Source organism: Celeribacter baekdonensis B30 (assembly GCF_000299875.1).
GTDB classification, from domain to species: Bacteria; Pseudomonadota; Alphaproteobacteria; order Rhodobacterales; family Rhodobacteraceae; genus Celeribacter; species Celeribacter baekdonensis_A.
Window position 1 is genome coordinate 35,130 of sequence record NZ_AMRK01000009.1, and the last position, 12,668, is coordinate 47,797.

Below are 12,668 nucleotides of genomic sequence, written 5' to 3' on the forward strand. Positions count from 1 at the left end.
GGGGCCTTTTCAAACAGTGTTGCGATCACTCCGCAGTGAGCAGGGGGGGCTTTTTCTGCCGCCCGATACGCGGGGCGTCCGGCTGTTCGACGCGCAGTTCGATCTGACCATCTTTGACGCCAACCTTGACCACGCCCCCTTTGGCGAGTTTGCCAAACAGCAATTCCTCGGCCAGCGGCTTTTTGATGTACTCCTGGATCACGCGGCCCAGCGGACGCGCGCCCATTTTGTCATCATAGCCCTTGTCTGCCAGCCATTCCGCCGCTTTGCGGGTGAGTTCGATATGCACATTGCGGTCCATAAGCTGGGCCTCAAGTTGCAGCACGAATTTCTCGACCACCTGCATGATGACCTCTTTCGGCAGTGGCGCAAAGGACACCACGGCGTCAAGACGGTTGCGGAATTCTGGCGTAAAGGTCCGTTCAATCGCTGCCGTATCTTCGCCTGTCCGACGATCGCGACCAAAGCCGATGGCCTCTTTCGCTTGCTCGGTGGCCCCCGCGTTTGAGGTCATGATCAAGATCACATTGCGGAAATCGACGGTGCGGCCGTTGTGATCGGTCAGCTTGCCGTTGTCCATCACCTGCAACAGGATGTTGTAGACATCCGGGTGGGCCTTTTCCATCTCATCGAGCAAAAGCACACAATGCGGATGCTGATCGACGCCATCCGTCAACATGCCGCCCTGATCAAAGCCGACATAGCCCGGAGGCGCGCCGATCAGGCGGGAGACCGCGTGTTTTTCCATGTATTCGGACATGTCAAACCGCAGCAATTCAACGCCTAGGCTGTCGGCAAGCTGTTTCGCCACCTCGGTTTTACCGACGCCTGTCGGCCCGGCGAACAGATAGTTGCCAATCGGCTTTTCGGGCTCACGCAGACCCGCGCGGGCCAATTTGATCGCCGAAGACAGGGTTTCGATCGCCTTGTCCTGACCGAACACAACGCGTTTGAGCGTGGCCTCCAGATCTTTGAGCACTTCGGCATCGTCTTTCGAGACGTTTTTCGGCGGGATGCGGGCGATTTTCGCCACAACCGCTTCGATCTCTTTGGTGCCGATGGTTTTGCGGCGACGGCTTTCGGCCACCAGATGTTGCGCGGCACCGGCCTCGTCGATCACGTCGATGGCTTTGTCCGGCAATTTGCGGTCATGGATATAGCGCGCGGACAGTTCGACCGCAGCCTTGATCGCATCATGGGTGTAGCGGATGTCGTGATGTTCCTCGAAATAGGGTTTGAGGCCCTGAAGGATTTTGATCGCATCATCCACGGTCGGTTCATTGACGTCGATTTTTTGGAAGCGACGTGCCAGAGCCCGGTCTTTTTCAAAATGCTGGCGGAACTCTTTGTAGGTCGTGGACCCCATGCAACGCAGTTTTCCGCCCGCAAGCGCGGGTTTCAACAGGTTGGACGCGTCCATCGCCCCGCCGGATGTGGCACCAGCGCCAATCACTGTGTGAATCTCGTCGATGAACAAGACGGCGTCGGGATGTTCTTCGAGCTCTTTGACGACCGCTTTCAGACGTTCCTCGAAATCACCGCGATAGCGTGTCCCGGCCAAAAGCGCGCCCATATCGAGCGAATAAATCGTCGACTGCGCCAAGATGTCCGGGGTTTCGCCATCAACAATCTTTTTGGCCAAGCCTTCGGCAATGGCGGTTTTGCCAACGCCGGGATCCCCGACCAAAAGCGGGTTGTTTTTGCGGCGGCGGCAAAGCACCTGAATACAGCGTTCGACCTCATGGGCGCGACCGATCAGCGGATCAACATCGCCTTTCATAGCCTTTTTGTTGAGATCGACACAGTATTTGGCCAGCGCGGATTCTTTGTCCTCACCGCTGGGCTGATGCGAGGAGGTCTGACCCTCATCCTCATGCTCTTCTGCGCCGGTGATCGGGCGCGCCTCACCAAAGGCGGGGTCTTTGGCCACGCCATGGGCAATGAAATTCACCGCATCATAGCGCGTCATATCCTGTTCTTGCAGGAAATAGGCGGCGTTCGATTCGCGTTCGGCAAAGATCGCGACCAACACATTGGCACCGGTGACCTCGGTACGACCAGAGGATTGGACATGGATGGCGGCGCGTTGAATCACGCGTTGGAAGGAGGCGGTGGGCACCGCCTCAGATCCTTCAACATCGGTGACGAGTGTTGAAAGATCGTCTTCTATATAATCCAGCAGGGTTTTTCGCAACTCCTCGAGCTCAACATTACAGGCCTGCATCACGCGCGCCGCGTCGGGCTCGTCGATCAGGGCCAGCAATAGGTGTTCCAGGGTCGCAAGCTCGTGACGGCGGGCGTTCGCCAGCGCCAAGGCTGCATGGATGGCTTGCTCAAGGGTGTTCGAAAATGACGGCACGTCTTTTGTGCTCCTTGCTTTCGGGGTCTGGAGGGGGGCGTTTCATGGCCCCGCAACCATAACCGTGGCCTCATACTCTTAAAGTTCGATTGAAACGCGCGCGCTTCAAGGAAAAAAGTGGTTAACACCCCTACTTTTTTGTGAGGCATCAAGATTTGGGCGGTTTGGTACGCAGATTTCCCTCTTTATCTCTTAAACATGTATGACAGTGCGGAGGGATTGCAAGGAGATAGCAGACTCAGAATTGGTCCTTTCGCGCGCGGATTTCGGTAAACGCTTCGAGATCGGAGGCTCCGGTCAGCCCCAGATGCGTTTTTACCTCGAAGAGTCCTGCGCGTAAAAACGGATTGGTGGCGCGCTCCAAGGCCAAAACAGAGGGCACGGTGGGTTGGTCTTTTGTACGCGCGGCCTCGATGTCGTTGATCCGCGCCAAAAGGGCCGCATTGTCGGGCTCAATCGTTATGGCAAATTTGGCATTGGCGGCGGTGTATTCATGGCCGGAATAAATCACCGTATCGTCGGGCAGCGCCATAAAGCGGCTGAGCGTGTCCCACATCTGCGCAGGCGTGCCCTCAAACAGGCGGCCACAGCCAAGCGCCATCAGGCTATCGGCGGTGAAAAGCGCCTTGGCCGAAGGCATGTGATAGGCGATGTGACCAATGGTGTGCCCATCGGCGGCCAAGACATTGACCTGATGCCCGGCAAACGCAAAGCTCTGTCCCGGTTCCACCACGCGGGCCATAGGCGGCAGGCGGTGTTGGTCGGCTTTCGCGCCCGTCACCTGCGCGCCCGTGGCCTCAACCAGCGCTGCCGTGCCGTCAATGTGATCCCAATGATGATGGGTCAGCCAAATTTCGTCCAAGTGCCAGCCGCGCTCTGCCAGTGCCGCCAAAATCGGTTCGGGATCGGCGGCGTCAACCAAAGCCGTGCGGCCACTGATCGGATCATGCACGAGGAAATCGTAATTGTCAGACAGGGCTGAGACAGTGACGATCTCGACGTCTCTCTCATGGGCCATAGCATTTTCTCCGGCTTTGGGTCATTGTTCCCTTAACATTTGGCGCAAGGCTACCGATTGCAATGCATCTCGACGTTGTTGAGCTTAGAAATTTTTATTACCGGACCGGATTGGGGCGCGCGGCACAGCGGGCGATCCGTACTCAGGTCGTGGAATTCTGGCCCGATGCCTCGCGTCAGACCGTGGCGGGGTTTGGCTTTGCCGCGCCATTGTTGCGGCCCTTTCTGGAAGATGCGCGCCGGGTTGTGGCCTTGATGCCGGATCAACAGGGGGTGATGCATTGGCCCGCAGGTTTGCCCAATGTGTCGGCGCTGTGCCCGGAAACGCGCTGGCCGATCCAGACCGGGTTTGTTGATAAACTGGTGGTGATGCACGGGCTGGAAACGTCGGACAATCCACAGCCTTTGCTGGCGGAATGCTGGCGGGCGCTTGGTCCCGGCGGGCGGGCGCTGTTTGTGGTGCCAAACCGGGGCGGGCTTTGGTCGCGCTCAGACAGCACGCCCTTTGGCTACGGTCGTCCTTATTCGTTGGGCCAACTCGAAAGCCAATTGCGCCAAGCCGGGTTTATCCCTGAACGTCACGCCGCCGTGCTGTTTCAACCACCCTCGCACAAACGCTTTTGGTTGCGTTGGGGGCCGGTGTGGGAACGGGTCGGGCGACGTGTCTCCACCGCTCTGGCGGGGGGAGTGTTGATGGTCGAAGTGTCGAAACAGGTCTACGCCCAAACCGGATCAGGCACCCCCGAAGCGGTCCGTCGCCCCAGCCGGGTGTTGGAGGGGTTGCGGCCTGTCCCGGAGGCAAAGCCGGTCTGATTGATTTGCCGATGTCAGAGGGCTCGGCACTTTGCCGAATTACCGTGCTGAATTTCTATATTCTTTGACAAGGGCTTTCACGCAGATGTGAAAATGTCGGCTTATTGTCGCCAGAAAGGGCGAAAAATGGCGAGATTTTATCGGCATAAATCTGCTCAAGTTGCTGAAATACAATGAATCCTCGAATTTTCCCGGCGGCTCTGGTGCTTCTTGGGCAAGCGTTTAGATGAGGCCGTAAGGCGCGCAGGATTGCAGCCTTGTGTTCTTAACTAGGAAAGGACTTCATTTATGGGTCTTAAGAAAATCACCCCCGCCCTCGCCGCTCTTTTGCTCTCGACCGCAGCCCTCCCGGCCTTTGCCGAGAGCACGACGGTATTCAACAGTGTTGATGCTGTTGGCGATAATGTCGAGGCGATCGAAGAACGCATCCAGGACGAGTTCGACGACGCGCGCAACTCGCGCAATTTCGGTCGCGGCGCAGGCATGAACGGGGCTTATGGCTCTGTCTCCGCAACGGCCAATGCCACCTCCGGCAACTCTGACACCAAAGATTTCGGTGTTGGCGCACGCCTTGGTTTTGGTGATGGTGTCAACGGCCATGATTTTGCCTTGAGCTACAACTACAGCGAAGACGAAGACGATACGACCGCGAACTCTCTGGCTGCGGCCTATGACTACACCCGGATGTTCAATGAGAACCTCTACGGCTATGGTCAAATCCGCACCAAATACGACGAGTTCAGCTCTTATGAGACGGACAGCTTCGTGGGGATTGGTCTTGGGTACCGTATCGTGAACACCAACGACGTCTCTTGGTCGCTTCAGGCGGGTCCAGGCTACCGTTATGCCGAAGTTGCGGATGGCTCTCTCGAAGATGATATTGATGAGGTCGCTGGATCTGTCAGCTCCAAGTTCTTTTATGACATTGGCAATGGCATGTTCTTCACCAACGACACCGACATCATCGCCTCTGACACAGACACGTCCGTGACCAACGATTTGGCGTTCAACGTGGCGCTGAACGGCCCGCTCGCCATGCGCACGTCGCTTTTGACCGAGTTCAACAGTGATCCGCTCGCGGGTTTTAAGCACACCGACAACACACTCGGCGTGTCACTGGTCTATTCGCTGAAATAACGCGATCGCTTTTTGAACATCAGGTATGCAACGGGAAACGGGGGCCGCAGGGCCCCCGTTTTCGCGATGTTTCGTTTTATATGCCCCGTTCTTCCGGGCAGATGAAATGGGTTCGAAAACCCTGTGTCTTTCATGGCGCGGGCTGTGCGCGAACTGTGCCGCACGCGGCCCTAAAAAGGCATCCGGGAGATGCCCGATGGCGGGGAATCGCACGATTCCGTGAACGCGGTACAGGGGACGGAACTTTGGGCGGAACTTTCTGCTACAATTTTTTTTTGTGCCGTCACGTCGCGGATTTCTTAACGTATTGAAATACAAACGAAGCAACTTTCAAACTGTTGGCGCTAAAGTCGCCAATCTGTCGCGCAACAAGGTTGCGGCATGGATGAGCCTCTGCTACATCCACGCTGATTTTGCTGCTCGCGCGTGATGCGTGGGTTTATCACGCTGCCCAATCTCAGTTCACAATCCCGGCAACGGGGCGGCTGGGAGACGGCCCAAAGACATCGGAAGGGTGGACGTGTCCGAACCAGCTTCGATCTCCCGCGGCATCGCCGCACGCTATGCAACGGCCATTTTTCAATTGGCCAAAGAAGGCAATGCCATCAAGGCTCTTGAGGGAGACGTGGCAACATTGTCCACGGCCCTCAGTGAGAGTGCCGATCTGACGGCTCTTATCTCATCGCCGCTCTATTCACGCGAAGAGCTTGAGGCCGCGATTGTTGCCATCGCCAAAAAGGCCGGCCTGTCGGACATCTTGTCCAACACTCTGGCACTGATGGCTCAGAATCGCCGGATCTTTGCCCTGCCGCAACTCGTGGCCTCTTTGAGCGATATGCTTGCCGAAGAGCGTGGTGAAGTGACGGCCGAGGTTGCGTCCGCAAAGGCGCTGACCAAAACGCAGACCACCAAACTTGCCAAGACCCTCTCGGAGACTTTTGGCAAGGACGTGACTATCAATGCGACCGTGGATGAAGCCCTCATCGGCGGTCTTGTCGTTAAAGTGGGTTCGAAGATGATCGACACGTCGATCGCCTCCAAACTCAACTCCCTCCAGAATGCAATGAAAGAGGTCGGATAATGGGAATCCAGGCAGCCGAAATTTCTGCGATCCTCAAGGAGCAGATTAAAAACTTTGGCCAAGAGGCCGAAGTCGCTGAAGTGGGGCGCGTGCTCTCCGTCGGGGACGGGATCGCGCGCGTGTACGGTCTCGATAATGTTCAAGCCGGTGAGATGGTCGAATTCCCCGGTGGTATCCGCGGGATGGCGCTCAACCTTGAAGCCGACAACGTCGGTGTCGTGATCTTCGGGTCCGACCGCGCGATCAAAGAAGGTGACGTTGTGAAACGCACCAAATCCATCGTGGACGTTCCCGCAGGTGACGCCCTTTTGGGTCGCATCGTGGACGGTCTGGGCAATCCGATTGACGGCAAAGGTCCGATCAACACCGCCGAACGTCGCATCGCAGACAGCAAGGCGCCGGGCATTATTCCGCGTAAATCCGTGCACGAACCGATGGCCACCGGCCTTAAATCCGTGGACGCGATGATCCCGATCGGGCGTGGCCAGCGCGAACTGATCATTGGCGACCGTCAGACCGGCAAAACCGCTGTGGCTCTCGACGCGATCCTCAATCAAAAATCCTATAACGATGCAGCCAAGTCTGAAAACGACAAACTGTACTGTATCTACGTGGCAATCGGTCAGAAACGCTCTACCGTGGCTCAGCTTGTTAAAAAGCTCGAAGAAACCGGTGCGATCGAATACACCATCGTTGTGGCCGCAACCGCGTCCGATCCGGCGCCGATGCAGTTCATGGCACCGTATTCCGCCACAGCAATGGCGGAGCACTTCCGCGACAATGGCCGCCACGCTTTGATCATCTATGATGATCTCTCGAAACAAGCTGTGTCCTATCGCCAGATGTCCTTGCTTCTGCGTCGTCCGCCGGGGCGTGAAGCCTATCCGGGTGACGTGTTCTACCTCCACTCTCGCCTGCTGGAACGCTCTGCGAAACTCAACGAAGATTTCGGGTCTGGCTCGCTCACCGCTCTGCCGATCATTGAAACTCAGGGTGGCGACGTGTCCGCGTTTATTCCGACCAACGTGATCTCCATCACCGACGGTCAGATTTTCTTGGAAACCGAACTGTTCTACCAAGGCATCCGTCCTGCTGTGAACACCGGTCTTTCCGTGTCCCGCGTGGGCTCCTCGGCTCAGACCAAAGCCATGTCCTCCGTGGCGGGTCCGGTGAAACTGTCGCTCGCTCAGTACCGCGAGATGGCAGCGTTTGCTCAGTTCGGGTCTGACCTTGACGCCTCCACTCAGCGTTTGCTGAACCGTGGTGCGCGTTTGACCGAGCTGATGAAACAGCCGCAGTACTCGCCGTTGACCAACGCCGAAATCGTCTGCGTCATCTTTGCTGGCACCAATGGCTACCTGGACAAAGTCCCGGTAAAAGAGGTTGGCAAATATGAAGCACAGATGCTTGAGTTCCTGCGCAACCAGCACGCCGATATTCTTGAGTGGATCACAAACGAAGATCCCAAGATCAAAGGCGAGCCTGCAGATAAGCTTAAGGCTGTTCTGGACGAATTCGCCAAGACTTACGCGTAATCCCGAGGATTAAGGACAGCTAGATGCCCAACCTCAAGGACCTTAAAAACCGGATCGCCAGCGTGAAATCCACGCGGAAGATCACGAAGGCCATGCAAATGGTGTCTGCCGCAAAATTGCGGCGGGCCCAGGATGCGGCCGAGGCCTCGCGCCCCTATGCAGAGCGTTTTAACGCTGTGCTGGGTGCGTTGTCGGCCTCTGTAGGTGGCTCTGATACCGCGCCCCGGCTTCTGGCCGGGACGGGGAAAGATGATGTGCAGCTGCTCGTTGTCATGACCTCTGAAAAGGGGCTGTGCGGTGGCTTCAACACCAATATCGTAAGATTGGCGCGCCTGCGGATCGCTGAACTCAAAGCCCAGGGCAAAACGGTGAAAATTATCACCGTTGGCAAAAAGGGCCGTGAACAGCTGAAACGCGATTACTCGGACCTGTTTGTCGAACATTTTGACCTCTCTGATGTCAAAAAGCTCGGCTATGTCCACGCGCAGAACATCGCCAAAGGTCTTTTGGCCCGCTTTGACTCGCTTGAGTTTGACGTGGCCACGATCTTTTATTCGAAGTTCCAAAACGTGGTGACACAGGTGCCGACCGCCCAGCAGATCATCCCCGCCGCCTATGAGGCAAGCGAGGACACCGGAGGCGCTCTGTACGATTATGAGCCGTCCGAAGAGGCCATCTTGGCTGACCTTCTGCCGCGCGGCGTGGCCACGCAAATCTTTGCAGCTCTTTTGGAAAACGCGGCCTCCGAGCAGGGTGCGCGCATGTCCGCAATGGACAACGCAACCCGCAACGCAGGCGACATGATCGACCAACTGACGATCCAGTATAACCGCTCGCGTCAGGCCGTCATCACCAACGAGCTTATCGAAATCATCTCGGGCGCTGAAGCGCTCTAAGAACACCGGAGACAGATACATGGCACAAGCAAAAGGCAAGATCACGCAGGTGATTGGCGCCGTTGTGGACGTTCAGTTCGATGGCGACCTTCCCGCTATTCTGAACGCTCTTGAAACCGACAACAACGGCAACCGTCTGGTTCTCGAAGTTGCTCAGCACCTTGGTGAAAACTCTGTGCGCACCATCGCGATGGACGCCACAGAAGGCCTCGTGCGCGGTCAGGACGTGACCAACACCGGCGGCCCGATCACGGTCCCTGTGGGTCCGGCCACCTTGGGCCGCATCCTGAACGTCACCGGCGATCCGGTTGACGAAAAAGGCCCGATCAACGCCACCGAATTCCGTCCGATCCACGCAGAAGCACCGGATTTCGACCAGCAGGCGACCGAAGCCGAAATCCTCGTCACCGGCATCAAAGTGATTGACCTTCTCGCTCCTTACTCCAAAGGCGGTAAAATTGGTCTCTTCGGTGGTGCGGGTGTTGGTAAAACGGTTCTCATCCAGGAGCTCATCAACAACATCGCCAAAGTGCACTCCGGTTTGTCCGTGTTTGCCGGCGTTGGCGAGCGGACCCGTGAAGGGAACGACCTTTACTACGAAATGATCGAATCCGGCGTTTTGACTCCTGACAACCTCACGGACTCCAAGATTGCTCTGGTTTACGGTCAGATGAACGAGCCTCCCGGCGCTCGTATGCGTATTGCGTTGACCGGTCTGACCCTGGCCGAGCAATTCCGTGACGCGACCGGCGCAGACGTTCTGTTCTTTGTGGACAACATCTTCCGCTTTACACAGGCTGGTTCCGAGGTGTCCGCACTTCTCGGTCGTATCCCGTCTGCTGTGGGCTACCAGCCGACATTGGCCACCGACATGGGCGCGATGCAGGAACGCATCACCTCCACCAAAAACGGCTCGATCACCTCGATCCAAGCTGTGTACGTTCCGGCCGATGACCTTACCGACCCTGCACCGGCAACAACCTTTGCTCACTTGGATGCAACCACGGTTCTTAACCGCGCGATTTCCGAGCTTGGTATCTACCCGGCTGTTGATCCGCTCGACTCGACCTCGCGTCTCATGGACCCGCAGATCGTTGGCGAAGAGCACTATTTGGTGGCACGTGATGTTCAGAACATCCTTCAGCGCTACAAGTCGTTGCAGGACATCATCGCCATCCTCGGGATGGACGAATTGTCGGAAGAAGATAAGCTGACCGTGGCGCGTGCCCGTAAAATTCAGCGTTTCCTCTCTCAGCCGTTCGACGTGGCAAAAGTGTTCACCGGCTCTGATGGTGTGCAGGTTCCGCTCGAAGACACGATCTCTTCGTTCAAAGCTGTTGTCGCTGGCGAATACGATCACCTGCCGGAAGCTGCCTTCTACATGGTTGGTGGGATCGGTGACGTGCTCGCAAAAGCCGAAAAACTGGCCGCTGAAGCTGCTTAATCGTTCACCCTAAGCGTTTCGAGATACAGCCCCCCCTGGGATTGATCTCGAAACGCTCGCGACATCAATATCGGGCACAGGTTTTCCCCAGTATTGTGAGCGACTTGCCGGGAAAACCATTTGAAGGAGGCCATTCATGGCTGCTAATGTCCAATTTGATCTCGTCTCTCCTGAGCGGAAATTGACCTCCGTTCTCGTGGAGCAGGTGCAGATTCCGGGGGCCGATGGTGACCTCACCGCGATGGCTGGTCATGAGCCGACCATCTTGTCGCTGCGTCCCGGTCTTTTGACCGCGACGGGGGCAGGCGTTGAGGAGCAATATGTCGTGACGGGGGGCTTTGCCGAGCTGTCCGCCGACACGATCTCTGTTTTGGCCGAACTGGCCCTGCCGCGGGGCGAAATGTCCCAAGAGGTCGTCACCGATCTTCTCAAGCAGGCCACCAAAGCCCACGAAGAAGCGCATCCCGACGAACACCACATGACTCAAAAATTCCTCGCTGATCTGGTTCATATCGCCGAGGATCTTGGGTTCCACACCAATCTCTGATTGGCTGTGACACAGGTTTGAAAAGCCTCGCAGTTCGCGCTGTGGGGCTTTTTCTTTGCCTGATGTCAGGCACGGCACCCGTCGAGTGCAACCAGAGTGCGCATTCGATTGACTCAGCTCGCCCTTTTCCGCTTCCCTTTCAGATACCTTTTAGGCAATCTGAACCGGGGACAGAGATCAAAAGACCAAATGTTACGAATTGATAGTCATCAAATTGGAATAGAACAGGGGTCCATCCTGCTTTTTTCGGATTTTCAGGACGGCGGAGCGATGTGGACGGGCAAAGGCCCGCGCGAGTTGCGGCGTGTCGTCGAATTTGACGAGGCGTTTAGTCAGCGTCCCATGGTTCAGGTCAGCTTGTCGATGCTCGACATTGACCAAACCACCAACCACCGCGTTGATATCACAGCCGAAATGGTCTCCGAGGACGGGTTTGTGATCGTTTTCCGCACCTGGGGCGACACAAAGATTGCCCGTGTGCGTGCCGATTGGATGGCCATCGGCCCGGTACGTCACGAGGATGACTGGGACCTCTATTGAGCCAAGGCTGACATGAAAAAGGCGCGTGGGGACCCCATCGCGCCTTTCGTGTGTCTCACCTATCAGATCGTTAAATCCGAAACGCTTCAGGGGTGATAGACACCCTCATAGAGCGGCACCAGTGTCTTGTCCTCAAACAAGCTTGACACGGAGGTGCCGTTCCACGTGTTGATGATCGCCTGCGCAAACAGCGGCGCGGTCGGCACGATGCGGATGTTTTTACAGGCTTTCGCCGTATCTGAGGCCTCAATCGAGTCGGTGATGACCAGTGAAGAGAGTTTGGAATTGGTCACGCGCTCAACAGCCGGGCCTGAGAGAACGCCGTGAGAAATATAGGCGTGCACCTCAGCCGCGCCGTGTTCCATCAAAAGATCGGCGGCTTTGCACAGCGTCCCTGCGGTATCGACAAGGTCATCGACGATGATACATTTTTTGCCGGCGACATTGCCGATGACGGTCATTTCGGCCACTTCACCGGCCTTTTCGCGGCGTTTGTCGACGATGGACAGCGGCGCTTCGATGCGTTTCGCCAATTCGCGGGCGCGGGCCACGCCGCCAACGTCGGGGGACACGATCATGATGTCCTCCAAGCCCTCTTTGAAATTGTGTTTGATGTCGAGGGCGAACACCGGCGAGGCGTAAAGGTTGTCCACCGGAATGTCGAAAAAACCCTGAATCTGGGTCGCGTGCAGATCCATCGTCAACACCCGCTCAATCCCCGCTTCGACCAACATGTTGGCGACGAGTTTGGCGGTGATCGGTGTGCGGGCTTTGGTACGGCGGTCCTGACGAGCATAGCCGAAGTACGGGATCACAGCAGTGATCCGACCCGCGCTGGAGCGGCGCAGAGCATCGGTGATGATCAGCAATTCCATCAGGTTGTCATTGGCTGGGTTTGAGGTCGGTTGAACAATGAACATGTCCTCGCCGCGCACGTTTTCATAGACCTCGACGAAAATCTCGCCGTCATTGAACCGCTCCACACGCGCATCGCACAGGTCGATGGACATGCCCCGGTGCATTGACAAGCGCCGGGCGATGGCGTTGCCAAGCGTGCGGTTGGCATTTCCTGAAATGATTTTCGGTTCGTGAGTGGAGGGCATGAGCGCATTTCCCGAGGTGATTTGGCCAGATCTGTCACGGAATCGTAACGTGCCCACCGCTTACCACTCAGACCGCGCATCGTCTATGTCAGAGGTAGGGTGGCGCTGCGTGAACTGTGTCTTTCTCGTTCTTTTGCGGTGAAACTGGTTTTCCACCAGGGCCGCGCACAGTAACGTCATGGCGAAACGCATCCAT

Annotated in this window: 11 protein-coding genes; 8 read left to right on the forward strand and 3 right to left on the reverse strand. The window is 56.8% G+C overall.

Translation table 11 applies throughout. The annotated features are described in order from the left end of the window. Window positions 1–25: 25 nt before the first annotated feature. The gene (clpA, locus tag B30_RS14990; protein WP_009572968.1) at window positions 26–2,359 is read right to left on the reverse strand and encodes an ATP-dependent Clp protease ATP-binding subunit ClpA; all 2,334 of its coding nucleotides are present in this window, start codon (window positions 2,357–2,359) and stop codon (window positions 26–28) included. Window positions 2,360–2,597: 238 nt separating this feature from the next. Then, window positions 2,598–3,377: a hydroxyacylglutathione hydrolase gene (gene gloB, locus B30_RS14995; protein WP_009572969.1), complete on the reverse strand. Its 780-nt coding sequence runs from the start codon at window positions 3,375–3,377 to the stop codon at window positions 2,598–2,600. A 62-nt stretch (window positions 3,378–3,439) separates the two neighbouring features. On the opposite strand from gloB, the gene B30_RS15000 reads away from it, so the two are divergent. The 8 genes from B30_RS15000 (at window position 3,440) to B30_RS15035 (ending at window position 11,369) form a co-directional block, all read left to right on the forward strand. Beyond that, complete coding sequence (locus B30_RS15000; protein ID WP_009572970.1) at window positions 3,440–4,189, forward strand: class I SAM-dependent methyltransferase; 750 nt, start codon at window positions 3,440–3,442, stop codon at window positions 4,187–4,189. A 288-nt stretch (window positions 4,190–4,477) separates the two neighbouring features. Then, complete coding sequence (locus B30_RS15005; protein WP_009572971.1) at window positions 4,478–5,326, forward strand: DUF481 domain-containing protein; 849 nt, start codon at window positions 4,478–4,480, stop codon at window positions 5,324–5,326. A gap of 520 nt (window positions 5,327–5,846) precedes the next feature. After that, window positions 5,847–6,407, forward strand: a complete 561-nt coding sequence (locus B30_RS15010) for a F0F1 ATP synthase subunit delta (RefSeq protein WP_040402703.1) — start codon at window positions 5,847–5,849, stop codon at window positions 6,405–6,407. Further along, complete coding sequence (gene atpA, locus B30_RS15015; protein ID WP_009572973.1) at window positions 6,407–7,942, forward strand: F0F1 ATP synthase subunit alpha; 1,536 nt, start codon at window positions 6,407–6,409, stop codon at window positions 7,940–7,942. The genes B30_RS15010 and atpA overlap by 1 nt, the downstream gene beginning before the upstream one ends. 23 nt (window positions 7,943–7,965) lie before the next feature. Then, on the forward strand, window positions 7,966–8,838 hold the full coding sequence (locus B30_RS15020; RefSeq protein ID WP_009572974.1) for a F0F1 ATP synthase subunit gamma: 873 nt from the start codon (window positions 7,966–7,968) through the stop codon (window positions 8,836–8,838). Window positions 8,839–8,857: 19 nt separating this feature from the next. After that, window positions 8,858–10,282 carry a F0F1 ATP synthase subunit beta gene (gene atpD / locus B30_RS15025; RefSeq protein ID WP_009572975.1) on the forward strand — a complete coding sequence of 475 codons (1,425 nt, stop codon included), beginning with the start codon at window positions 8,858–8,860 and terminating at the stop codon, window positions 10,280–10,282. Window positions 10,283–10,418: 136 nt separating this feature from the next. Beyond that, window positions 10,419–10,829: an ATP synthase subunit epsilon gene (locus B30_RS15030; RefSeq protein WP_009572976.1), complete on the forward strand. Its 411-nt coding sequence runs from the start codon at window positions 10,419–10,421 to the stop codon at window positions 10,827–10,829. Window positions 10,830–11,099: 270 nt separating this feature from the next. After that, window positions 11,100–11,369, forward strand: coding sequence for an H-type lectin domain-containing protein (locus B30_RS15035; RefSeq protein WP_332835021.1), 270 nt, complete (start codon window positions 11,100–11,102; stop codon window positions 11,367–11,369). 86 nt (window positions 11,370–11,455) lie between these two features. Here B30_RS15035 and B30_RS15040 read toward each other — a convergent pair whose 3' ends face one another. Continuing rightward, window positions 11,456–12,472, reverse strand: coding sequence for a ribose-phosphate pyrophosphokinase (locus B30_RS15040; RefSeq protein WP_009572978.1), 1,017 nt, complete (start codon window positions 12,470–12,472; stop codon window positions 11,456–11,458). Between the last annotated feature and the right edge of the window lie 196 nt (window positions 12,473–12,668).